Source organism: Streptomyces smyrnaeus (genome assembly GCF_017676345.1).
Taxonomy (GTDB): domain Bacteria; phylum Actinomycetota; class Actinomycetes; order Streptomycetales; family Streptomycetaceae; genus Streptomyces; species Streptomyces smyrnaeus.
The window spans coordinates 1-24312 of record NZ_JAFFZM010000030.1; the positions used below are offsets into that span (position 1 = coordinate 1).

15 protein-coding genes are annotated in these 24312 nt (G+C 70.4%); 5 read left to right on the forward strand and 10 right to left on the reverse strand.

The genetic code is table 11. The annotated features are described in order from the left end of the window. Window positions 1–1267 (reverse strand): extracellular solute-binding protein (locus JW613_RS32075; protein ID WP_209214378.1); only part of this gene is annotated, 1267 nt, incomplete at its 3' end. A gap of 245 nt (window positions 1268–1512) precedes the next feature. Here JW613_RS32075 and JW613_RS32080 point away from each other — a divergent pair. From JW613_RS32080 to JW613_RS32090, 3 genes are all read left to right on the forward strand, one after another. Next, complete coding sequence (locus JW613_RS32080) at window positions 1513–3228, forward strand: glycoside hydrolase family 13 protein (protein WP_372448030.1); 1716 nt, start codon at window positions 1513–1515, stop codon at window positions 3226–3228. A 25-nt stretch (window positions 3229–3253) separates the two neighbouring features. Continuing rightward, a complete protein-coding gene (locus tag JW613_RS32085) occupies window positions 3254–4267 on the forward strand; it encodes a LacI family DNA-binding transcriptional regulator (RefSeq protein WP_209214379.1) in 1014 nt (337 codons plus the stop codon). Between the two features lie 116 nt (window positions 4268–4383). After that, window positions 4384–5322, forward strand: a complete 939-nt coding sequence (locus JW613_RS32090) for a phosphatase PAP2 family protein (protein WP_245226638.1) — start codon at window positions 4384–4386, stop codon at window positions 5320–5322. A gap of 41 nt (window positions 5323–5363) precedes the next feature. Here the strand turns inward: JW613_RS32090 and JW613_RS32095 are convergent, their stop codons facing one another. Further along, on the reverse strand, window positions 5364–8378 hold the full coding sequence (locus JW613_RS32095; RefSeq protein WP_209214380.1) for a bifunctional [glutamine synthetase] adenylyltransferase/[glutamine synthetase]-adenylyl-L-tyrosine phosphorylase: 3015 nt from the start codon (window positions 8376–8378) through the stop codon (window positions 5364–5366). Between the two features lie 193 nt (window positions 8379–8571). Further along, window positions 8572–9933 (reverse strand): gamma-glutamylpolyamine synthetase GlnA2, encoded by a 1362-nt coding sequence (glnA2, locus tag JW613_RS32100; protein ID WP_099880188.1) that lies wholly within the window; start codon window positions 9931–9933, stop codon window positions 8572–8574. Between the two features lie 339 nt (window positions 9934–10272). Between glnA2 and JW613_RS32105 the strand changes: the two genes are divergently transcribed. Then, window positions 10273–11358 carry an LLM class flavin-dependent oxidoreductase gene (locus JW613_RS32105; protein ID WP_209214418.1) on the forward strand — a complete coding sequence of 362 codons (1086 nt, stop codon included), beginning with the start codon at window positions 10273–10275 and terminating at the stop codon, window positions 11356–11358. Next, on the forward strand, window positions 11355–11996 hold the full coding sequence (locus JW613_RS32110; RefSeq protein WP_209214381.1) for an FMN reductase: 642 nt from the start codon (window positions 11355–11357) through the stop codon (window positions 11994–11996). Before JW613_RS32105 ends, JW613_RS32110 begins: the two co-directional genes overlap by 4 nt. Window positions 11997–12051: 55 nt before the next feature. Here the strand turns inward: JW613_RS32110 and JW613_RS32115 are convergent, their stop codons facing one another. The 7 genes from JW613_RS32115 to JW613_RS32145 form a co-directional block, all read right to left on the reverse strand. Then, window positions 12052–14001: a glycoside hydrolase family 127 protein gene (locus JW613_RS32115; RefSeq protein WP_307866125.1), complete on the reverse strand. Its 1950-nt coding sequence runs from the start codon at window positions 13999–14001 to the stop codon at window positions 12052–12054. After that, the gene (locus JW613_RS32120) at window positions 13998–16022 is read right to left on the reverse strand and encodes a glycoside hydrolase family 31 protein (protein ID WP_209214382.1); all 2025 of its coding nucleotides are present in this window, start codon (window positions 16020–16022) and stop codon (window positions 13998–14000) included. Before JW613_RS32120 ends, JW613_RS32115 begins: the two co-directional genes overlap by 4 nt. 5 nt (window positions 16023–16027) lie before the next feature. Beyond that, the gene (locus JW613_RS32125; protein ID WP_209214383.1) at window positions 16028–16870 is read right to left on the reverse strand and encodes a carbohydrate ABC transporter permease; all 843 of its coding nucleotides are present in this window, start codon (window positions 16868–16870) and stop codon (window positions 16028–16030) included. Next, the gene (locus JW613_RS32130; RefSeq protein WP_209214384.1) at window positions 16867–17865 is read right to left on the reverse strand and encodes a carbohydrate ABC transporter permease; all 999 of its coding nucleotides are present in this window, start codon (window positions 17863–17865) and stop codon (window positions 16867–16869) included. Before JW613_RS32130 ends, JW613_RS32125 begins: the two co-directional genes overlap by 4 nt. Before the next feature lie 22 nt (window positions 17866–17887). Continuing rightward, window positions 17888–19135, reverse strand: coding sequence for a sugar ABC transporter substrate-binding protein (locus tag JW613_RS32135; RefSeq protein WP_209214385.1), 1248 nt, complete (start codon window positions 19133–19135; stop codon window positions 17888–17890). After that, window positions 19132–20187 (reverse strand): LacI family DNA-binding transcriptional regulator, encoded by a 1056-nt coding sequence (locus tag JW613_RS32140; RefSeq protein WP_209214386.1) that lies wholly within the window; start codon window positions 20185–20187, stop codon window positions 19132–19134. Before JW613_RS32140 ends, JW613_RS32135 begins: the two co-directional genes overlap by 4 nt. A gap of 76 nt (window positions 20188–20263) precedes the next feature. Beyond that, the gene (locus JW613_RS32145; protein ID WP_209214420.1) at window positions 20264–23860 is read right to left on the reverse strand and encodes a LamG-like jellyroll fold domain-containing protein; all 3597 of its coding nucleotides are present in this window, start codon (window positions 23858–23860) and stop codon (window positions 20264–20266) included. Window positions 23861–24312 lie beyond the last annotated feature (452 nt).

Sequence of the window (24312 nt, forward strand, 5' to 3'; positions counted from 1 at the left end):
TGTAATCCTTCAAGAGTTTGCGGAACTCGGCGCCAGTCTTGGCGGCAGCCTCCTTCGGCGACTTGCCCCCGGCAAGGACCCCGTCGACGCCGACCCGAACAGGCTCGAAGAGCGAGTTGCCCTCGGCGATCCAGGGCCGCTGCACGGCCTTCTCCACGGCGGGCCGGAAGAACTTCACCATCTCGTTGCGCCGCACGGCATCCCTCTCGTACACGGACTTCCGCGTGGGCAGGAGCGACAGCTCCTTCGTCGTGCGGGCCTGCACCTCGGCGCTGCTCATGTACTTGGCGAACTCCTGCGCCGCGCGCATGTTCTTGCTGCCGGCGTACACGGACAGGTTCCAGCCGCCCTGCGGCGACCCCTGCGCCTTGCTGCCGGCCGGTACGGGGGCCACGCCCAGATTGTCGGCGTCGGCGCCCTTGAACTCCTTGCCCTCGCGGGCGAGTGCGATGTCCCAGGGGCCGTCGATGATCATGGCGACCTTGCCTTCCTGGAATGCCTTGATGCCGTTCTCCTGGCCGTCGCTGGAGTCGGTGACGGCCGCCTTGGAGTCGACGAGGTCCTTCATGGTGGCCAGCGCCCGCACACCCGGCTTGTCGTCGACGGTGACCTTCTTGCGCTCGGCGTCGATCAGGTCGCCGCCCTCGCCGTAGAGGTAGGGCAGGAACCAGTAGGGGTCGTCGCCGCGCAGGTACAGCGCGGTGGCGCCGGTCTTGTCCTTGATCTTCTTGGCGTTCTTCTTCAGCTCTGCGAACGACGAGGGGACTTCCACTCCGGCCTTCTTCAGCAGCCGCTTGTTGTAGAAGAGGCCGAGGGTGTCGGTGACCTGTGGAACCGCGTAGGTCTTGCCCTTGAAGCGGGTGGAGCCGGCTGCCGTCTTGAGGTAGTCGGACTCGTTGTCGAGCGCCGGGGTGCCGTCCAGCGGGGCGAGGTAGCCGAGGTTGGCGAAGTCGGCTACCCAGGCGACCTCGGTGCGCATCACATCGGGTGCTCCGGAGTTGCCGCCGGCCGCGTTCTTGAACTTCTGGTTGGCGTCTCCGAAGTTGACGTGCACGTACTTGACGTCCACCTTGGGGTGTTTCTTCTCGAAGTCTTCGGCGATCTTCTTGTAGGTGTCCTTCTCGCCGTCGTTCGAGGTGTCCCAGTAGGTGACAGTGCCTTCGATCTTGCCGTTGCCGTTGCCGGCACCGTCCGAATCGCCGCCGCAAGCTGTTGCTGCAAGTGCCAGCCCCGCTACCAGCGCGGTGGCGCCTATGCCACGCCGCATGTCCGATCCCTCCGCAAGGTGAAAGGGCGCACGCATCGACATCTGCTGGCCTGTGGCGGCGCCCGGCTGCGGAGGAACGTAACAGCGGTGACATCCAGAGGAAAGACCTTGCCGCAAATTTCTGCAAGGATGCGAGGCGCCCCGCTCCCCCACGTAACTCCTGGGCCGTGTCCGCGTTGTCACCCTTGACACTGGCTTGCCACCCTTCGCGACCCGTACCGGGTCCCGCCCGATGGGGAAGACTTGTGACCCAGCACGCCACCACCCAGCACGCCACCACCCGGCAAACCGTCGGCTCCGCCCCGGAGGTCGGCTCCGACCCGGCGGTCGACTGCGATCCCGCGCCCGCGTCCAGCCCCCCGCAGTCCTCCTTGGGCTGGTGGCGGGACGCCGTCATCTACCAGATCTACGTCCGCTCCTTCGCCGACAGCGACGGGGACGGCGTGGGTGATCTGCCGGGCGTGCGGCAGCGGTTGCCCTATCTGGCCGAGCTCGGCGTCGACGCCGTATGGCTGACGCCGTTCTACTCCTCCCCACAGGCCGACGGCGGCTATGACGTGGCCGACTACCGGGCGGTCGACCCCCGCTTCGGCGAGCTGTCGGATGCCCGTGCGCTGGTGGACGAGGCGCATGCGCTCGGGCTCCGCGTCATCCTCGACATCGTTCCCAACCACACCTCCGACCAGCACCCCTGGTTCCGGCGCGCGCTGGCCGGCGACCCCGAGGCACGGGAGCGCTACTACTTCCGCGACGGCCGGGGCGAGCGCGGCCAACTGCCGCCCAACGACTGGGAGTCCGTCTTCGGCGGCCCGGCCTGGAGCCGGGTGCCCGGCTCCGCAGGGCAGTGGTACCTGCACCTGTTCGCGCCCCAGCAGCCGGATTTGAACTGGCGGCATCCGCGCGTCCACGAGGAGTTCGACTCGGTGCTGCGGTTCTGGCTGGACCTGGGGGTGGACGGCTTCCGTATCGATGTGGCGCACGGCATGGTCAAGGCCGAGGGGCTGCCCGACATCGGCTCGCGTGAACAGGCACGCATGGTCGGTGCGCAGCAGCTGCCGTTCTTCGACCAGGACGGTGTGCACGAGATCCACCGCTCCTGGCGCCGGCTGCTGGAGTCCTACGGCCCCGACCGGATCGGTGTCGCCGAGGCGTGGGCGCCGACCGCCGAGCGGCTGGCGCTGTATGTGCGCCCCGACGAGCTGCACCAGGCGTTCAACTTCCACTTCCTGCAGGCCGGATGGGACGTCGGTGAGCTGCGGAGGGTGATCGAGGAGTCGATGGCGGCCACCACCGGTGTCGGCGCCCCGACCACCTGGGTGCTCTCCAACCACGACGTCGTACGCCACCGCACCCGGCTCGGCTCGCTGGCCCGGGCCCGCGCCGCCGCGCTGCTGATGCTCGCGCTGCCCGGCTCCGTCTACCTCTACCAGGGGGAGGAGCTGGGCCTGCCGGAGGTGACCGAACTGCCCGACGAGGCGCGCCAGGACCCGGCCTTCTTCCGTGTCGTGCCCGGCACGTCGGCCGAGGGCCAGGAGGGGCTGCGGGACGGCTGCCGGGTTCCGCTGCCCTGGGAGCCGGACGGGCCCTCCTACGGTTTCGGCCCGGCCGGAAGCTGGTTGCCGCAGCCGTCGGACTGGCGCGGGCTGTCCGTGCGGGCCCAGACGGGCGATCCGCTCTCCACCCTGGAGCTGTACCGCACCGCGCTGCGGCTGCGCCGGCTGCTGCCGGGGCTCGGCGACAGCGCGATGGAGTGGCTGGAGGCGCCCGACGGGGTGCTCGCGCTCTCCCGCCCCGGTCTGGTCTGCCTGCTCAACACCGGGGAGGAGGCGGTGTTCCTGGATCCGCCCGGCGAGCTGCTGCTCTCCTCGGTGCCGGAGGAGTCCCGGGACTCGATGGAGGACGGGGCGCCTGCCGGAAAGCTTCGTATCCCGGCGAATTCCTGCACCTGGTGGGCAGCGTGATGCCGGGCCGGTAAGGTCCAGTCCTGTGACCGCGCGGCTGGCTGACATCGCAGCACAAGCGGGGGTCAGCGAAGCCACCGTCAGCCGGGTGCTCAACGGCAAGGCGGGAGTGGCGGCGACCACCCGCGAATCAGTGCTGGCCGCCCTCGACGTGCTCGGGTACGAGCGACCCGTCAAGCTGCGGCGCCGCAGCGAGGGCCTCGTTGGGCTGATCATCCCCGAGTTGGAGAATCCGATATTCCCGGCCTTCGCGCAGGTCATCGCGCAGGGCCTCACCCGGCAGGGCTACACCCCGGTCCTCGCCACCCAGACCCCCGGCGGCTCCACCGAGGACGAGCTGACGGAGATGCTGGTGGAGCGCGGCGTCGCCGGGATCATCTTCGTCTCGGGGCTGCACGCCGATACGACCGCCGACGTCGGGCGGTACGAACGCCTGCACGGCCAGGGGGTTCCCTTCGTCCTCGTCAACGGCTTCTCCGAGGGGGTGCGGGCGCCGTTCGTCTCCCCCGACGACCGTGCCGCCATGCGGCTGGCCGTCACCCATCTGGTCTCGCTCGGCCACGAGCGGATCGGGCTGGCCCTCGGGCCCGAGCGCTTCGTGCCGGTCCAGCGCAAGATCGAGGGCTTCACCGGGACCATGCGCGAGCACTTCCGCGGTGATCCCGCCGAGCTGATCCAGCACTCCCTCTACACCCTCGAAGGCGGCCAGGCGGCGGCGACCGCGCTGCTGGCGCGGGGCTGCACCGCCGTGGTGTGCGCCAGCGACATGATGGCGCTCGGCGCGATCCGCGCGGCCCGGCAACGCGGCCTCGCCGTGCCGGACGACATCTCCGTCATCGGTTTCGACGACTCCCCCCTCATCGCCTTCACCGATCCGCCGCTGACCACCATCCGGCAGCCGGTCACCGCGATGGGGCAGGCGGCCGTACGGGCGCTGCTGGAGGAGATCGGCGGTACGCCGGCGCCGCACAGCGAGTTCGTCTTCCTCCCGGAGCTGGTGGTACGCGGATCCACCGCGTCCCGTAGGAGGGACCAGTAGGAGGAGCCCGTAGGAGAAGTAGTTCTCCGGGCTCCACCGAGGGTACGACGCCGGGTGTCCAAGACCCGACCGCAGGATGATCGGCCCGTGGCCCCCATCTGGCAGACTGTCGCTCTATGGGGGTACCGACGACGAGGACCGAAGACGACAGCCGGCAGGACACCGCCGAAGACCCTGCGGGCCACGCCACCGCCGACGCCGAAGACGTCGCGGAGCGTGTCACCGCCGAGGGCGGCGAAGGCGCCGCGGGGCATACCGCCACGGGCGGCGAGCCGCCGAAGGCGGCAGCCGACGCGAGGCGCGGCGTCCTGGCCCGGTGGCGCTCCCCCCGGCACCCCCGGCTGTGGTTCGAGATCGTCCTGATCGCGGTCAGTTACTGGACGTACTCCCTGATCCGCAACGCCGTTCCGGAGCAGCGCGCCGAGGCGCTGCGCAACGCCGACTGGATCTGGCGCGCCGAGCACACGCTCGGTATCGCCGTCGAGCACTCCATCAACCATGCCGTCGGCGGTGTGACGTGGTTGATCGTCTCGATGAACTACTACTACGCCACGCTGCACTTCGTCGTGACGATCGGGGTGCTGGTGTGGCTCTACCGCACGCATCCGGGGCGGTACGCCGCCACCCGGCTGGTGCTCTTCGCCACGACGGGTACGGCGCTGCTGGGCTACTACCTCTTCCCGCTCGCGCCGCCTCGGCTGATGGACGGCGGGAACTTCATCGACACCGTGCAGGTGCATCAGACCTGGGGGTCGATGGCGTCCGGGAACCTCGCCCAGATGTCCAACCAGTACGCGGCCATGCCCTCGATGCACATAGGGTGGTCCGTGTGGTGCGGGATCACCATCGCGATGCTGGCCCGCCCGGTGTGGGTGAAGGTGCTGGGGGTGCTGTACCCGGTCACGACACTGACCGTCATCGTGAGCACCGCCAACCATTTCTGGCTGGACGCCGTGGGCGGGCTGCTCTGCCTCGGTCTGGGCTTCGCCCTGTCCTACGCCTGGTACGGCCGCGTCTCCTACCGTCTCCCCCGGTTGGCCACCGCCCCGGCGTGAGCGCCAGGGCGTGAGGGGCCGCCCTCCCGGGGAGGGCGGGCTCACTCGGCGTCGTAGAAGAGGCGGTCCACCACGGCGCGGGCCCGCCGGGTCACCCGGCGGTAGTCGTCGAGCATCTCACCGACGTGCCCCGGCTCGTACCCCAGATACCGGCCGACCGCTGCGAGCTCCCTCGATTCGGAGGGGAAGGTGTCGCCGGGGCGCCCCCTCACGAGCATCGCGGCGTTGCGCACCCGGGAAGCCAGCACCCATGCCTCGTCGAGCACATCCGCGTCGTCCTCGCCGATCAGGCCGGCCTGCCGCGCGGCGACGAGCGCGGCCCTGGTCCGGGTGGTCCGCAAAGCGGGCAGTTCCGCGCCGTGCCGCAGCTGCATCAGCTGCACCGTCCACTCGACGTCGGTGAGTCCGCCGCGCCCCAGCTTGGCGTGGGTGGTCGGGTCCGCGCCGCGCGGGAGGCGTTCGCTCTCCATCCGGGCCTTGAGGCGGCGGATCTCGCGTTCGGCGTCGTCGGACAGGCCTCCGGTCGGGTACCGCAGCGGATCGATGAGTTCGATGAACCGCTCCCCCAGGCCCGCGTCCCCCGCGACGAACTCGGCGCGCAGCAGTGCCTGGCTCTCCCAGACCACCGACCAGCGCTCGTAGTAGGCGGCGTAGGAGGCCAGCGAGCGGGCGAGGGCGCCGGATTTGCCCTCGGGGCGCAGGTCGGCGTCGATGAGCAGCGGTGGGTCGGAGGTGGGGAGCTGGAGGAGTCGCCGCATCTCGGTGGCGACCGCGAACGCCGCCTTGCCGGCCTCGTGTTCGCTGACCCCTTCCCGCGGCTCGTGCACGAACAGCACGTCCGCGTCGGAGCCGTAGCCCATCTCGTGGCCGCCGAAGCGGCCGACGCCGATGACCGCGAACCGGGTGGGCAATTCGTCGCCCCACTGCTGGCGGACGGCGGCGCGCAGGGCTCCGGCGAGGGTGGCGGCGTTGATGTCGGTGAGCGCGTCGCCGACCCGGTCGAGGGCTTCGCCTGGTTCTTGCTGGGCGATGTCCTCGGTGCCGTACGCGCCGATCAGGTCGCCGGCGGCGGTGCGGAACAGCTCCCGGCGGCGCACCCCGCGCGCTGCGGCGACGGCCGCCTCGGCGCCCTCGGCGCGGCCGACGGCGGCCAGGGTCTCCTGGGTGAGCGCGGTCCGTGAGCGGGGGCGCAGCCCGTGCTCGTCGCCGAGGAGGGCGACGGCCTCGGGGGCGCGCAGCAGCAGATCGGGGGCGAACCGGCCGGCCGACAGGACGCGGGCGAGGTTCTCGGCCGCGGCGCCCTCGTCCCGCAGCAGTCGCAGGTACCAGGGCGACTTGCCCAGCGCGTCGGAGACCTTGCGGAAGCCGAGGAGTCCCGCGTCCGGGTCGGCGGAGTCGGCGAACCAGCCCAGCAGTACCGGCAGCAGGGTGCGCTGGATGGCGGCCTTGCGGGTGACGCCGGAGGCCAGCGCCTCCAGGTGGCGCAGCGCGGAGGCGGGGTCGGCGTAGCCGAGCGCTTCCAGGCGCTGCCGGGCGGCCCTCGGCGAGAGGCGTTCGTGTCCGGCCTCCAGCTGGGCCACGGCGTCCAGCAGCGGCCGGTAGAACAGCTTCTCGTGCAGTCGCCGTACGGCCGAGGCGTGCCGCCGCCATGCCTTGTGCAGTTCGGTGACGGGCTCGCTGCGGTAGCCGAGCGAGCGGCCGAGGCGACGCTGGTCGGCCTCGGCCTCCGGCATCAGATGGGTGCGGCGCAGCTGGTGCAGCTGGATGCGGTGCTCCATGGTGCGCAGGAAGCGGTAGGCGGCGTCCAGGGCCGCCGCGTCCTGCCGGCCCACGTAGCCGCCCGCGGCCAGCGCGTCGAGCGCTTCGAGCGTGGTGGGGCTGCGCAGCGAGGTGTCGCTGCGGCCGTGCACGAGCTGGAGCAGCTGTACGGCGAACTCGACGTCCCGCAGCCCGCCGGGGCCCAGCTTCAGCTCGCGGTCCAGCTGGGCCGCGGGGATGCTGGCGACCACGCGGCGGCGCATCTGCTGGACGTCGGTGACGAAGTTGTCCCGCTCGGCCGCCTGCCACACCAGCGGCGTCACGGCGTCCACGTACTCGTAGCCCAGCTGTGCGTCGCCCGCCATCGGGCGGGCCTTGAGCAGCGCCTGGAACTCCCATGTCTTGGCCCAGCGCTGGTAGTAGGCCAGATGGCTGCTGAGGGTGCGTACCAGCGGCCCGTTGCGGCCTTCGGGGCGCAGATTGGCGTCGACGGGCCAGATGGTGCCCTCGGCGGTGGTGTCGGAGCAGATCCGCATCATGCGGGCGGCGATCCGGGTGGCCGCCTTCAGGGCCTGTTCGGACTCGTCGCCGCTCTCGGCTCCGGAGCTGCCCGCGGCCGGTTCGGCGACGAAGATGACGTCCACGTCGGAGACGTAGTTGAGCTCGTGGCCGCCCGCCTTGCCCATGGCGACGACGGCCAGCCGGCAGGCGGCGGCGTCCTCGGGCGCCTCGGTCTCGGCGATCGTCAGCGCCCGGCGCAGGGTGGCGGTCGCCAGGTCGGCGAGTTCGGCGGCGGTCTGCGCGACATCGCTGGTGCCGCACACGTCGCGGGCCGCGATGGACAGCAGCGCCCTGCGGTAGGCGACCCGCAGCGCGTCGGGCCCGTCGACGTCCTGCAGCGCCGCCTCGAACTCGGCCACCCCGGGGTGGAGGTCGGCCGACTCGTAGGTGACCAGCGCCTCCCAGTCGTGCGGGTGGCCGGCCAGGTGGTCGGCCAGCGCGTCGGAGGCGCCGAGCACGCCGAGCAGCCGGTCGCGCAGCGGCTTGGCGCCCAGGAGGGTGTCGAGGAGGGGCTGGGCGTCCTTGTCGAGGGCCTCCAGCGCCTCGATGAGCCGGACGAGGCCGAAGAGGGCGAGGTCCGGGTCGGCGGTGGCGCCGAGCGCGTCGAGGAAGAGGGCGTCGTCGCGGACGGGCGCGAGTGAGGGGCTGTCGAGGAGCCGTGCGGCGGCTTCCGGGTCCGTGAAACCGTGCCGCAACAGTCGCCCGTACCGGGTGCCCCGCCGCCCTTCTGGTGCCACGCTCACTCCTCTTGTTCCATATCCCGGCCCGCCCCATCCCCCGGAGTCCGTCCGAGGGCCCGCCTTACCCGTTTTCCACGGGGGACACCGCCACGCCCCGGAGGGGGTACAACGTAGCCCCTCCGGTGTCCGGGCAGCGGGTGCCGGCGGCCGGAGCCTTCCCGGGGAAACGGTGACAGGGTGGGACAGGGGCCTACAGCACCGGCAGGCTCTTGCGCAACTCGAAGGCGGTGACCTCGCTGCGGTACTCCTCCCACTCCTGCTTCTTGTTGCGCAGGAAGAAGTCGAACACATGCTCGCCCAGTGTCTGGGCGACCAGTTCGCTGCGTTCCATGAGGCTGATCGCCTCTCCGAGGTTCTGCGGCAGCGGCTCGATCCCCATGGCGCGTCGCTCCGCGTCGGAGAGCGCCCACACGTCGTCGTCGGCCCCGGCCGGGAGTTCGTAGCCCTCCTCGATGCCCTTGAGGCCGGCGGCGAGCAGCACGGCGTAGGCGAGGTAGGGGTTGGCTCCGGAGTCGAGGGAGCGCATCTCGATGCGGGTGGAGCCGGTCTTGCCGGGCTTGTACATCGGTACGCGGACCAGCGCGGAGCGGTTGTTGTGGCCCCAGCAGATGTACGAGGGGGATTCGCCGCCCTCTCCGGCCGTGCGGTTGGCGCCGCCCCAGATGCGCTTGTAGGAGTTGACCCACTGGTTGGTGACGGCGGAGATCTCCCCGGCGTGGGTGAGCAGCCCGGCGATGAAGGAGCGGCCGACCTTGGAGAGCTGGTACTCGGCGCCGGACTCGTAGAAGGCGTTGCGGTCGCCCTCGAACAGGGAGAGGTGGGTGTGCATGCCGGAGCCGGGGTATTCGGAGAACGGCTTGGGCATGAAGGTGGCCTGGACGCCCTGCTCCAGTGCGACCTGCTTCATGACCAGGCGGAACGTCATGATGTTGTCGGCGGTGGACAGCGCGTCGGCGTAGCGCAGGTCGATCTCCTGCTGGCCGGGGGCCCCCTCGTGGTGGGAGAACTCCACGGAGATGCCCATGGACTCCAGCATGGTGATGGCCTGGCGGCGGAAGTCCATGCCGACGTTCTGCGGGGTGTGGTCGAAGTATCCGGAGGAGTCGGCCGGAACGGGGCGGGAGCCGTCCACCGGCTTGTCCTTGAGCAGGTAGAACTCGATCTCCGGGTGGGTGTAGAAGGTGAACCCGAGGTCGGAGGCCTTGGCCAGCGCGCGCTTGAGGACGTAGCGCGGGTCCGCGTAGGAGGGGGAGCCGTCCGGCATCAGGATGTCGCAGAACATGCGTGCGGTACCGGGGGCCTCGGCCCGCCACGGCAGTATCTGGAAGGTGCCGGGGTCGGGCTTGGCGATCATGTCGGACTCGTAGACGCGGGCGAAGCCCTCGATGGCCGAGCCGTCGAAGCCCATCCCCTCATCGAAGGCCTGTTCGAGTTCGGCGGGGGCGACCGCGACCGATTTCAGGAAGCCGAGGACATCGGTGAACCAGAGCCGGACGAACCGGATGTCGCGCTCCTCCAGCGTGCGGAGGACGAATTCCTGCTGCTTGTCCATGGGGCCTATCCTTGCAGGTCAGAGGGGTTCGCTCGGGTCCCCCGGCGCACGGGGCCATATCAGCATTCCACCACAGGGTTTCCGCTGGATTGCGCGGCCCGATCCGATCGTTTCACAGCGGACGACAGCGAGCATCGCCTCGCACCCGCACGCACACTGTGTGATGCCAAGGTCACACATGGAGTCGTCCGCGGGCAAAGCCGCGGGGGCGAGTGCGGGCGGTGGAATTTCCGGGAACCCACGCGCATTGAGAGGGGTGACAGGTAGTTCAATGGTCAACTACTTCGACCGAGCGCACCACCGAGGACGGCGAGCATCATGACGGCCACGGCCACCCCCATCCAGTTCGGGATCTTCACCGTCGGCGACGTGACACCCGACCCCACCACGGGACGTACGCCGACCGAGCACGAGCGGATCAAGGCGATGCTGACCATCGCCCTGAAGGCGGAGGAGGTGGGACTCGACGTCTTCGCCACCGGCGAGCACCACAACCCACCGTTCGTACCGTCCTCGCCGACGACCATGCTCGGCTACCTCGCGGCCCGGACCGAGCGGCTGATCCTCTCCACCTCCACCACCCTGATCACCACCAACGACCCGGTGAAGATCGCCGAGGACTTCGCGATGCTCCAGCACATCGCGGACGGCCGCGTCGATGTGATGATGGGCCGCGGCAACACCGGCCCGGTCTACCCCTGGTTCGGCCAGGACATCCGGCAGGGCATCCCGCTGGCGATCGAGAACTACGCGCTGCTGCGCAAGCTGTGGACCGAGGACGTCGTCGACTGGCAGGGCCGCTTCCGCACCCCCCTCCAGGGCTTCACCTCCACCCCCCGCCCGCTGGACGGCGTCCCCCCGTTCGTCTGGCACGGGTCGATCCGCAGCCCGGAGATCGCCGAACAGGCCGCGTACTACGGCGACGGCTTCTTCGCCAACAACATCTTCTGGCCCAAGGACCACTTCAAGCAGCTGATCAATCTCTACCGCGACCGCTTCGAGCACTACGGTCACGGCACCCGCGAGCAGGCCCTCGTCGGCCTGGGCGGTCAGGTCTTCATGCGGCGCAGGTCCCAGGACGCGGTCGCGGAGTTCCGCCCCTACTTCGACAACGCCCCCGTCTACGGGCACGGACCCAGCCTGGAGGAGTTCACCGACCAGACCCCGCTGACCGTCGGCAGCCCCCAGGAGGTCATCGACAAGACGCTGACCTTCCGCGAGTCCTTCGGCGACTACCAGCGCCAGCTCTTCCTCATGGACCACGCCGGTCTGCCGCTCAAGACCGTGCTGGAGCAGCTGGACATGCTGGGCGAGGAGGTCGTACCGGTACTGCGCGAGGAAATGGCCGCCCGGCGCCCCGCCGGGACCGCCGACGCCCCCACCCACGCCGCGCGGGTCGCACAACACGAGGGAGCCGCCGTATGACATCCGCCGACAGCACCCGTCCGGTGCGGCTGGCCGTCGTCTCGGCCGGACTGAGCGAACCGTCGTCCACCCGGCTGCTGGCCGACCGGCTCGCCGAGGCGACCCGGGTCGCGCTCCGCGAGGAGGGCGTCGAGGCCGAGGCCGGGGTCGTCGAACTCCGGGAAGTGGCCACCCAGATCGCCCACAACTTCGTCACCGGCTTCGCGGACGCGCGGCTGCGCGAGGCGATCGAGCAGGTGACGGAGGCGGACGGACTGATCGCCGTCACCCCGGTCTTCTCCGCCTCCTACAGCGGACTGTTCAAGTCGTTCTTCGACGTACTGGACAAGGACGCCCTGGCCGGCAAGCCCGTACTGCTGGGCGCCACCGGCGGCACTCCGCGCCACTCGCTCGTCCTGGAGCACGCCATGCGACCGCTGTTCGCCTATCTGCGCGCGGTGGCGGCACCCACCGCCGTCTACGCGGCCACCGACGACTGGGCCGCCCGGGATGACGACTTCTCCCGCCGGATCGCCCGCGCGGGCGGCGAACTGGCGAGCCTGGTCGCCCCGCACGCCGCGGCGGGCACCTCCCCCACCGCGGAACCGGACGTGGTGCCCTTCGAGCAGCAACTCGCCGCGCTCCGCGTGGAGGAGTGACCGAGCACCCGGTGCCCCGGCGCCACCAGCGCCGGGGCCACCCGGCCTTCTGGGCTCAGCGGTCCTGGTCCCGGGCGGGGAGCCAGACGCGCATGGCGGAGGGCGCGCGCTCGGCCCACTGGTGGTAGGGGACGAGTCCCAGCTGAACGGTACGCGCCGCCTCCGGCGTCCTCGGGGCGGGTGCCGGCCCGTACGGCCACACCGGTTCCGGACCGGGCCGGCGGTCGGTGAACGCGCGGACGAAGACGTGGCCCTCGCGTTCCACCGGCGCGGTGGCGCCGTCCACCGTCAGATCGTCCAGCCCGGTGCCATCCGGCAGGTCGTGGGATTCCGCGCAGTACACCAGCGGGCCGCGCTCGACGGCCACGCAGCCGCGCACGGCGTCGATGCGAGGGTCCGGCCAGGTGAAGCGCGGGTGCGTGGGGAGGTGGAGCCGGATCTCCTCGCCGGGCACGAGTTCACGGTCCACGACGACCCCTCCTGGCGCTGCGGGGCGGCGGTTGCCGCCCTCGTCGAGCACCGCGCCGTCGGCCCAGTCGGGGACGCGCAGGCGCAGTGCCATCGGGCCCTCGGGCGCCCGCAGTACGCGTACGGTCACCAGGCCGTCGTACGGGTAGGCGGTGTCGATCTCGACCTCGACGGTGCGCCCGTCCCCCAGTTCGGCGCTGATTTGTCCGCCGGCGTACTGCAGCACGGTCAGCTCCCGCTCCCCCGCGGTGGCGAGGTAGGTGTGCCAGGTGGCCAGGGTGCGGGCGACGTTGGTGGGGCAGCACGACACGTCGAACCACGCGGCGCGGGAGCCGCCTTCCGCACGCTGGCTCACCTCGCGGTCGTCGGACACGTCACCCGCTGTCCGCTGGTGCAGCGGGTTGGCGTAGAAGAAGGCCCGGCCGTCCGAGCGCGGCGAGGTGGCGATCACATTGAAGGCGGTGCGCTCGATGAGGTCTGCGTACCGCATGTCTCCCGTGGCGAGATGGAGCCGCCAGGACACCATGACCGAGGCGACGCCGGCACAGGTCTCGCAGTAGGCGCGGTCCGGGGGCAGCTCCCAGTCCTCGCCGAAGCCCTCGTCCTGGTGGCGGGAGCCCATGCCGCCGGTCAGATAGGTGCGCCGGGAGACCGCGTTCGTCCACTGGCGCTCGATCGCGGCGAGCAGGCCGCGATCGTCCCGTTCCACCGCGACGTCGACCGCGGCGGCCGACAGATACAGCTGGCGCACGGCGTGGCCGCGCCAGGTGTCGGCCTCGCGGACCGGGAGGTCGTCCTGGAAGTAGGCTCGGCCCAGCGGGATGTCCCGGAGGGTCCGGTGGCCGCGTCGGTCGAGGAACAGCCGGGCCTGGTCCAGATAGCGGCTCTCGCCGAGTGCCCGCCCGAACTCGGCCAGGCCGAGTTCGATCTCCGGATGGCCGCAGACGGCCTGCAGCCCGTCGGGGCCGAAGGTCGCACAGACGTGGTCGGCGGCGCGGCGGGCCACGGCCACCAGCTCGTCGTCGCCCCAGGTGCGCAGCCGCGCGACAGCCGCCTGGAGCAGGTGCCCGGTGCAGTACAGCTCGTGGCCCCATTCCAGGTCGATGTAGCGGTGCTGCTGGTTCGTGTGGCCGTAGCAGGTGTTGAGGTAGCCGTCGCTGTCCTGGGCGCGGGCGACGCGCGCGGTCAGGCGCCGCACGGCGTCGTCGTGCGCCGGTTCGCCCGACCTGCCGTACTCCCAGGCCAGGGCCTCGATGAGCTTGTAGACCTCGGAGTCGGAGAAGGTCCAACCGGGCCGGTCGGTACGGGTGGTGCCGTCCGCGACGCGGTCGAAGTTGGCCAGCCAGCCCAGCCGCTCCATCCACTCCTCGCAGTGCGCGAGGGTCGCGGTGGCGTTGGTGGCCTGGAGTTTCGCCCAGTAGCCGCCGGTGAGCTTCACCTGGGCCATGCCGAGTGGCCGGTGGGCGCCTCGGGGCGGTACGACCGGCCGGCCACCGCTCGGATCGACCGCGCTCGTCGCGTTCTCCTCGGCCGTCACGCGGCTCCTCCCTTGTGCTCGGTCAGCGGTATGTCCGCACCCTCGCGGGTGAAGACGGGTATGCGGTCGATGGGTGCGGCGGCCTCCACCGTGGTTCCGCCGTCGTGGAGTTCGCCGGTCGCCGCGTCGGTCCAGCGGGTGCCGGCCGGGAGGTAGACCTCTCGTGCGCGTTGTCCGGCCTGGGCGACAGGGGCGACGAGGAGGTCCGGGCCGAACAGGAACGCGTCGTCGGTCCGCCAGGCGCGCGGGTCGTCCGGGTGGTCCACGAACAGGGGCCGCATCGGCGGCAGCCCGGTCCGCGCGGCGGTACGCATCTGCCGGTGGATGTAGGGGCGCAGCCGCTCACGCAGATGCAGCAGACCGGAGATGATCCCGTACGCCTCATCGCCGTACGACCACACCTCGTTGGGTCCGCCCGATTGCGCGTACGAGGTGGGGGTGCGCGGTTCGCGGTCGCCGTGCAGCCGGAAGAGCGGGCAGAACACGCCGAACTGGAACCAGCGGATCATCAGTTCGCGGTAGGCCGGGTCGCGTGCGTCGCCGCCGTGGAAGCCGCCGATGTCGGTGGTCCACCACGGGATGCCGGAGACGGCGACGTTCAGCCCCGCGCGGATCTGCTGCCGCAAGGACTCCCAGGTGGCGGGGATGTCCCCGGACCACACCGCGGCGCCGTACTTCTGCGCGCCCGCCCACGCCGAGCGGCACAGCAGAACCGTGCCGGCAGCCTCGCCGTCGGCGGCCATCCCCTCTGCGAACAGGCGGGCGTTGTCCCGAGGGTAGATGCCGGCGACCTCCGCGCCGGGGCCCGCGTACAGCGTCAGGTTCGCCGGGTGGGCCGGGTTCAGCTCGGGTTCACAGGCGTCGAGCCAGAAGGCCCTGATGCCCAGATCGCGGTAGCCCCGCCGGACCCGCTCCCACACGTAGGCCCGGGTTTCGGGGTTGGTCGGGTCGTAGAAGGCCACCGGCATCGGGGCGGCCATGTGCTTGTCCTGGATGGTCTGGTGGAACTCGACGCCCTGGTCGCTGCCGACGAGCAGACCGCGGTCCCGGTAGTCCGCGAAGTGCTCGGCCAGCGGGGAGACGGTCGGCCAGATGGAGACCATCAGCTCGACCCCCGACTCGGCCAGTTCGTCGACCATGGCCTGGGGGTCGGGCCACTCGCTCCCGTCGAAGCGGTAGTCGCCCATCGCCGTCCAGTGGAAGTAGTCGGCGACGATCACGGACAGCGGCAGGCCGCGGCGGCGATGCTCGCGGGCGACGGCGAGGAGTTCGTCCTGGTCGCGGTAGCGCAGCTTGGACTGCCAGAAGCCGCTGGCCCACTGCGGAAGCTCCGGGGCGTGGCCGGTGGCGTCGGCGTACCGGGCGAGGATCGCCGCGGGCGTGGGGGCCGCGGTGAGCCAGTAGTCGATCTCCCGTGCCTGGCCGGCCTGCCAGCGGGTGGCGTTGTGGGCGAACTCGACCCTCCCGAGTGCGGGGCTGTTCCACAGCAGCCCGTAGCCGCGGTCGGACAGCACGAAGGGGATCGACACCTCGCCGTTGCGCTGGACGAGGTCCAGGGCCAGGCCCTTGAGGTCGAGCCGGCCGTGGGTGCGCTGGCCCATCCCGTACAGACGCTCTTCGGGGTGGGCGGCGAACTGCTGGTGCACCTCGTAGGCGCCGGAGCGGTTGCCGTGGAAGACCCGTGCGCCGGGCAGCCAGAAGTGTTCCCGGCTCTCGGCCAGCAGCACGGCTCCGGTGCTGGTACGGGTGAAGGTCAGCAGCGGCTCGGGGTAGGCGGCGGAGCAGTCGAAGTCCACCGTCACGGTGAGGTCGCCGTGGACGATCCTGGCGTGGTCCTCGGCGACGTCGATCCGTGGCGCCTCGGACGGCGGGGGCGTGTCGAGCGCACCGTGGCTCTCGGCCGGGATGCGGTACTGCGCCGCGCGTACCCGGACGCTGTCGGCGCCCCAGGCCTGGAGGGTCAGGATCTCGTGCCGGTGCCGGACCTGGAGGGCGGTGGCGGAGTGATGAAAGGTCACCATGGGCGTCAGTCCTTCACCGCGCCGGCGGTGACCCCGCCGGCGACGAAGCGCTGGGCGACGACGAGGAGCACGGCCGCGGGTACGGACGCGACGACGGCGGTCGCCATGATCGAGTTCCATTCGGTGGTGTTGTTGCCGATGTAGGCGTAGATGCCGAGGGTGATCGGGACCGCGTCGCCGTTCCGGTCGAGGGTGGAGGCGAAGATGAAGTCCGACCACGCCCACAGGAACGAGAACAGCGACACCGTCAGGACGGCGTTGCGGCCGAGCGGCAGCACCACCCACACGAAGGTCCGCCAGGTCCCGGCGCCGTCGATCCGGGCGGCCTGCATGAGCTCGGAGGGGATGCCGGACATGAAGGCGGCGAGCACCATCACGGCGAACGGGACGGCGATGGTCGAGTCGGCGACGATCAGGCCCCATACGGAGTTGATCCAGCCGAGCCGCACATAGACGGCGTAGAAGCCGATCGCCATGACCACGCTGGGGATCATCTGGGCGACGAGCAGGACGAAGCTGACCGCGCCCCGCCCCCGGCGGAGCAGCTTGGCGAGGGCGAATCCGGCCGGTGCGGAGATCAGCAGGGTGAGTGCCACACAGCCCAGTCCGATGCCGAGGCTGGTGCCGAGGGCGGGCAACTGGTCCCGCAGGACGTCGCCGTACCCCTCGAACGTCGGGTTCCACGGGAACCAGTGCGGCGGGTCGGCCCGCATGTCCTCGGTCCTGGTCAGGGAGACGTTGAACATCCAGTAGACGGGGAAGAGCATCAGGGCGGTGAGGAAGACGCCCAGTGCGGTCTTCCACCGGGTGCGGCGCCCGGGTGCGGGCCGTGCCGTGCGGAGGGTCATGGCTGCTCCCCCTCTTGGTCTGCGTGCTGTCGGCGCTGCAACTGGAGGTAGACGAAGCCGAAGGCCAGCGCCATGAGGATGAGCAGGTTGCCGACCGTGGCCGCGGGTGAGAAGTCGGGCTGCCCGGTGCCGAACGCCTCGCGGTAGGACCAGACAGCCAGGGTGGTGGAGACGTTGCCGGGGCCGCCGGTGGTCATGATCCAGATCACGTCCACGACCTTGAGCGTGTAGACCAGACCGAGCAGCAGTGTGATCGCCGAGACGGGGCGCAGGAGGGGGAACGTCACGCGCCAGAACTGCTGCCAGGCGTTGGCCCCGTCCAGGGCCGCCGCCTCGTACAGCTCGTCGGGAATGTTCTGCAGCCCGGCGTGCAGGATGACGAGGTTGAACGGGATACCGAGCCAGATGTTCGCGGTGATCACGGAGGTCAGGGCCCAGTCCGGGTCGGTCAGCCAGTTGATCTGGCCGATGCCGAACGCCTCCAGGGCCGCGTTGACGATGCCGTTGTCGCCCGCCAGCATCCACGCCCAGGTGGAGCCGGAGACGATCAACGGCAGCAGCCACGGCACCAGGAACATCGCGCGCAGCACTCCCGAGAGCCGGAAGTTGGCGCGGAAGAACACCGCGAGGGCGAGGCCGATCGCGTACTGCGCGGCGATCGAGACGAAGGTGAAAAGGAGCGTGTTGCGCAGGGCGAGGCCGAAGGTGTCGGAGGTGAGGACGTCGCGGTAGTTGGCGAAGCCGGTGAACTCGGCGTTCCCGAGCACGAAAGCGCGGACCGTGTAGTCGTGCACGCTCAGTTCGAGATTCCGGTACAGCGGAAAGGCGTAGAAGATCAGCAGGTAGGCCAGGAGCGGGGCCAGGAACGCCAGTCCCGCCCACTGGGTGGAGCGGATGCGCCGGTGCAGCCGCTGCCGCGGTGGCGGGGCGACGGGCGGCGGCTCGCCGCCCGGGGCGCGCACCGCGGGCGCGACCGGCTCGGTGGTCACTCTCATGTCGGATTCCTCCGGCCGGCGCTCAGCCGACCTTGTCCTTCGCGGTCGACTGCGCCTCCTTCAAGGCGCCCTCGGGGCTCTTGGACTTGCTGAGAGCCTTCTGCACGGCGGTCCACAGCGGCTCGGAGATCTTGGGGTAGTCGGTGCCGAGGTTGTCGCTGGTGCGGCCCTTGGCGGTACGCACCGCCTTGACCCACGGCTTCAGCCGGGGCTTCTCCTTGAGCAGCTGGTCCTGGGTGGCCTTGGTCGGCGGGATGTAGTACGCGAAGGTCTTGGCCGTCTCCACCATCCCCTCGGGGGTGGTCATGCACTTCACGATCTTCTTGGTGACGTCGTAGCGGCCGGTGTCCTTCTGGACGGGCGCGGTGATGAACTCGCCGCCGGTCGGGGTCGGGGCCACACCCCCGTCCTTGCCGGGGATCTGGAGGACGCCGGTGTCGAACTTCGCCTTCGCGGCGCTGTCGACCTGCCAGGTGCCGTTCACGGCGAAGGCGAACTTGCCGGTCAGGAACTCCTCCCAGGTCGTGTTCTGGGAGTTGTTGATCACCGACTCGGGGGCGTAGCCCCTCTTCCGCCAGTCGGTCCACAGCTTCAGCGCGTCGGCCGCCTCCGGCGAGTCGAGGTCGTGCAGGTCGGCGCCGGCTCCCCAGAACCACGGCAGGAACTGGAAGGAGCCTTCCTCGGTGCCGATCCCGGCGAAGGTGATGCCCTTCTTGCCGGCTCCGGTCACCTTCTTCAGCGCGGCGGTGAGGGAGTCCCAGTCCTTGACCGAGGCGGGGTCGACGCCCGCGGCGTCGAGGACATCCTTGTTGTAGTAGAGCGCGAGCGTGTTGGCGCCCACGGGGATGCCGTACTTCTTGCCGTCCACGACACCGGCCGCCAGCAGGTTCTTGTCGATCCCGGAGGTGCCGAGGCCGAACTCCTTCATCGTGGTGAGCATGCCGGTGTCGGCGAGGGTGGAGACGGCGGGGTTGTCGAGCAGCATGAGGTCCGGCGACGTACCCTCCTGGGCCGCCAGAAGCGCCTGGTTGGTGAGCGCTGTGGTGTCGTAGGCGGTGCGCTTGATCGTGACGCCGGCCTTGTCGCCGCACTTGGCGACGCGCTCGGCCCACTCGGACGACTTCTTGTGCTGCGGGTACGGGTCCCACCAGGTGTAGGTGTCGCTGGACTGCGCGCCACCGGCGCCCGTGTCGGACGAGCATCCGGCCATGGCCAGGACGGCGGCCCCGCACACGGCTATCGCTCGGACGGATCTCGATGCGCTGCTCATGGTGTTCCTCCTTGCACGGATGAGGTGCTGGGTACTGCGGGGGGCGGCCCGGTACTGCCGCGGTCGATGAGTTCGGGCGGGAGGAGACGCAGGATGTGCGGCTCCTCGCGGTTGTCCGGCGAGACGATGCGGCGCACCAACTGGGTCACGGCAAGCTCGCCGAGCCGGTCCGGCGCGCTCTCGATGGAGGAGAACGGCAGGGAGAAGGTGCGGGCGAACTCGTCGGAGTACCGGCCGACGACCGACAGGTCGCGCGGCGCCACCAGTCCGCGTGCGTGCAGCACCGACGGCAGGGCCGCGGCGGCGGCCTCGTTGCCCAGCAGCAGTCCGGTGGCGGTCGGGTGGGCGTCGAACAGCGCGTGCAGGCAGCGCCCGACCTGGGGCTGCTGCGACTCGCCGAAGACCGCGTGGAGCCGGATCCCGCGAGCGCGTGCCTGCTGGGCCACCGCGTTCTGCAGCCGCCAGACGTAGGCGCCGCCCCGTTCGACGACGTGCGCGGGCTGCGAGACGAGGATCAGTTCCCGGTGGCCCAGCCGGTGCAGATGATCGACCATCAGCCGGCCCGTCGCCTCGAAGTCGAGGTCGAAGACGTCGACGCCGGAGCAGTCGCCGGGCAGTCCGACCAGGGTGCCGGGCTGCGGGGCGTTGCGCAGCAGGGGCAGCCGGGCGTCGTCCTGCGCGACGTTGAGCAGGACGACGCCGTCGACCATCCGCGAGGAGGTGATCCGGCCCAGCGCGCGGGCGCCGTCGGCCTCCGTGACGAGCAGGGTGTCGTAGCCGAGCGCCCGCGCGGTGTCGCTGACGCCCCGGATGTACTGCAGCATGGCCGGGGCGAATTCGTCCTCGAGGAACTGGGCGAGCAGCCCGATCACCCTGGTCTCCGCGGTGGCCAGTGCCCGCGCACCGGCGTTGGGCGTGTAGCCCAGCTCCCGGGCCGCTTCCCGGACGCGTTCTTGTACCGCCTCGGAGATGGAGCGCTTGCCGGACAGCGCGTACGACGCCGTACTGCGGGAGACTCCCGCAGCGCGGGCTATGTCCCCGATCGTGACCATGGTGCCTTCCCTTTCGGGCCGTTGACGTCCGGCTTCCGGTGGCCGGCGGCCCCCGTCCGAGGGCCGCCGGCGGCTGCTACGGCCGGTCCGCGAACCGCGCGAGCGTGATCTTGTCGAGTACGGGTGCGTACCGGGAGCGCAGCAGGATTCCGGGGAACGTCTGTGACGCGTAGGTCCTGCCGTCGAAGTTGGGCAGTTCCTCGGCCGAGAACCGGATCGTGTTGCTGCCCTTCTTCAACCGCACAGGGACGGTCTTCTCCCAGAAGTTGTTCTCGTGGAACGTGTGCGGGAACAGCGTGCGGCGCGGCTGTGCGCCGTTGACGGAGATGTCCGCGGGCCGGGCGAGCGGGTCGGGGTTGTAGTGGGTGGCCTCGGACTGCTCCGGGTTGGAGTAGCGCACACGCATGGCGTACAGACCCGCCTTCTCGGCCTCCACCCGGAAGGTCGCGGTGTTGCCGTTGCCCGGCTCGCCGCCGATGCCGCGCACCGCGGAACCGTCGTCGGCCAGCGACAGCTTCGCGGCCTCGGCGGAACCGGCGAGCTCGGCGTCCTCGGCCTGGTAGACGGTCGGCTTGAGGCTCTTGGAGCCCTGTTCGACGGCGAGGTGGTCGACGAGGGTCCTGCCGGACTTCCCGGTGACGGTGACCTTGTTGACGCCGCCGGACAGTGAGGCGGCCACCTTCTTGGCCGACGGCGAGACGGACAGCGCCCGCTGGCCGTTCACGGTGAGCTGTGCCCGTCCGGCGCCTCGCGTGCCGAGGCTGAGCGTGGCCTCCGAGTCGGCCGGCGAGTAGACCCAGAAGGTCGCGCTGTCGCCCGGCTCCAGCTGCGCGGCGCCCGCGCCCGTGACGCCGCCTTGGTCGTAGACGGGGCGCCCGCCGTCCAGCGCGGCCAGCTCGCCCTCGTATCGCTCCTTCTTCACCTCGGGGTCGGGCAGCGTGAGTGTGAGCCGGTCGACGATCGCGTCGCCCTTGGTGGCGCGCTTGCCGTCGAGGCTCTTCGCGGCGAGCGAGAGTGTGTGCTTGCCCTTCGTCAGCTCGACCGTGGTGTCGGTGTGGTCCCAGACCACCCACTTGTAGCCCAGCGGCAGGTTCAGCTCCTGCTCGGCGCCGCCGTCCACCGTGAGGAACACATTGGTGGGGCCCCGCTCCTCGACCTTGTCGAAGGTGTTGAGCGAGTTGGCGAAGACGCTCAGGTCGTAGGTGCCGTCCTCGGGCACGTCCACGGTGAAGTCGAGCTTCACATCGGAGCCCGTCCGCAGACCCCCGACGTCGTAGCCGCCCGAGGTGTAGAACTTCGCCACGTCGGACGGTGAGCCCTCGGGGCCGTTCTTGCTGTAGCCGGAGCCGGAGTGCGCGGCGTCCTCGGCCTCGTAGCCGCCCTCCCACAGCGTGCCGGGGCGCGCGGTCTTCGTCTCCCCGCCGCCCGGGGCGAGGACGATCTCGTACGCCGACGACTCCTTCAGCGCCGGCAGGCCGTCGTCGTCACCGAAGTCGAAGACCACCGAGCCGTCGGCACGCACCTTGGCGTCCTTCTCGGCGATCAGTCGCGGGCGGGCGGCGTCGCCGATCTGCCCGCTCCAGGGGATCTCGCGGATCCAGGCGTGCGCCGTGTCCCCGAAGACGTCGGCCGGCACACGGTCGAAGATGATGTGCCCGCCGCCGTCGGAGCCGCCGAAGATCGCCCGCGCCTGGCGCTTCTTCTTGTCCAGGGTGGCCACACCCTGCATCGTGTAGTTCTCGCCGGGGAACGGCGGGTTCACCTGGACGGTGCGGCCGGTCATGCTGCCGTACGCCTGGTAGAGCCACCACTGGCCGTTGCCCCGGTTGGCCTGCACCGCCGAGTCCGACAGATTGCCGTCGATGTTCCAGTAGGCGATGTCGGCGTCGACCTTCGACTCCTCGATCGCCGAGATCCACTGGATCATCTGGCCGGGGACCGAGGTGTGGTAGTTGTACGCGTACTCGTTGATGTTGATGGGCAGTTCGGTGCCCTCGTGAGCGGTGCCGGCGAAGATCTTCTTCTCCCAGCCGCGGTACTTCTCGACGCTGGTGCGGATCTGCTCGGGGTGGCTCAGCTCGTGCCAGGTCATGACCTCCGGCACGGTGCCGGCCCGCACCGCGTGCTTGAGGAACCCCTGGACCTGGGTGAACAGCACACTGGTGTTGGGCCCGGCGATCCGCGCGTGCGGCATCTTGCCCTTGATCAGCCGGTTCACGTCGTCCCACGCGGCGAAGTAGTCGTCCGGCTCGTCCAGCCAGCTGGTGCCGTTGTAGCTCCACTTTCCGGTGCCGAACATATTGCCCTCGGGCTCGTTGAAGGGCACGAAGACGATGTTGTCCTGGTACTTCGCGGGCAGCTTGAGGACCTGGTCGACCTGCTTGGCGATCTTCTTCTTGTAGGTCCGCATCTTCTCCGCCGGCGTGTCGCCCTCCCACTGGTAGGGAAAGCCGCGGTGGATGTCGGTCATGTAGATGTAGACGTCGCCGTCGGTGCTGTCCGCGAGCGGTTCGACGACCTCCAGCGCGTCGGCGCCCGGGTGCTGCGGCCCGTCCTGCGCCTTGGTGGAGACAGTGCGCAGGTTCATTCCCTCGATGAGGTTGTTCGTCGGCACGTCCTGCCCGTAGAGCCCGTAGAGGGTGCCGGACGCGCCACCGTGGAAGTCTCCGGTCTCCTTGCCGAGATCGACGGTGAGCTCTCCCTCGCGGACCACGGTGACCTTCGCGGTCACCGTCCGCCCGGCGGCCTTGCCGGACACGGTGAAGGAGCCGGGCGCGGCGTACTGGTCGGGGTCCACCGGATCCCAGTCCACGGCCACATGCCGGTCATAGCCGTCGGAGTAGGTGGCACGCACCGTGTCGGGAAGCTTCGGAGCGGTCCCGGTGGTGGTGCGTATCCCGTACTCCTCCTTCGTCAGGCCGGTGGGCGTCGGCCTCTCGCCGACCGTCCGCGCGACCTGGTCCGCCGTCAGGGCCGCGTGGTGGATGGTGAACTCGTCCACGGCACCGGCGAACAGCGGGTCCTGGTAGAAGGACTTGCCGAGGTATCCGGCGAATTTGCCGGCGTCGTCGATGAGCTCACCGGCGCTGACGGTCGTTCTGGCGGACGCCACGGCGGCGCCGTCGAGGTAGGTGGTGACGCGGTCGGCATCGGTGTCGAGCGTGACGGTGAGGGTCTTCCACTCCTTGTCCGGCAGCGCGGCCGTCCCGGTGACCTTTGCCTCGCCGCCACCGCCGGAGGTGGTGACGGACGTGCGCAGCAGCCCGTCTGCGTTGTACGGCGTGCTGAACAGATACCGGTCGGTGTCCTTGCCGAGTGCGTAGATCCACTGCCACGGCGCCGTTCCGCCGTCCCAGCGCACCCGGGCCGAGACGGTCAGATCGGTGGCCCCGCTCAACGCTCCCTCGGGCAGCCGGACGTAGGACCCGTCGGAGTCGGCCGCTCCACCGGGAAGGTCGAGGGCGGACCCGCCCGCCGCGCCGTCGACCAGCGCCGCGCTCCTTCCGTTCACCAAAGTGCCGTCCAGCCCGTTGCCCGAACTGTCGGCGACGGTCCCGGAGGCCAGGTCGTCGTCGTCGAACGTGTATGTGAGGGCCGGCTCCGGCAGTTCGGCGGCGGACGCCGTGGTCGGCGGGCCCGCACCCAGCAGGCCGATGCCCAGTGCGACAGCCAGCGCCACGGACAGGCCGGCCCGGACCTGACCCGTTCGCGGGCGTTGCTGTCGTGCTCTCGCACGTGTCTGTCCTGCTCTCAGTAGCACCATCGTTGCGGCTCCTGCGAGGTGTCGTAGGACTGTGTCGAGCTGCCTGGAGGGGTGTCGAACCGGTTCGACACCGCCCCGAAGACGCGATGCCTTCCGTTGTGCGGCGGTGATGTGGATCTGTGACACGCACGTGCGCGCCGTGAGTGACGGGGAGCGACAGCACCCGGCCTCGAACCGCCGGCCGAGACCTGACGTTCGAAATATCGGATGCCATTCCATGCGCCGAACGCAACATAAGGTGAGGCAGATGGGGCGTCAATGCTCCGCGCAACGCCTTTCACCCACGAGCCGGCCGCGGGCGGGCCGCGCTGCGCGCGACTCGTAGCACCGCGCTCCGAAGAAATGAAGAGATTCTCCGTAAA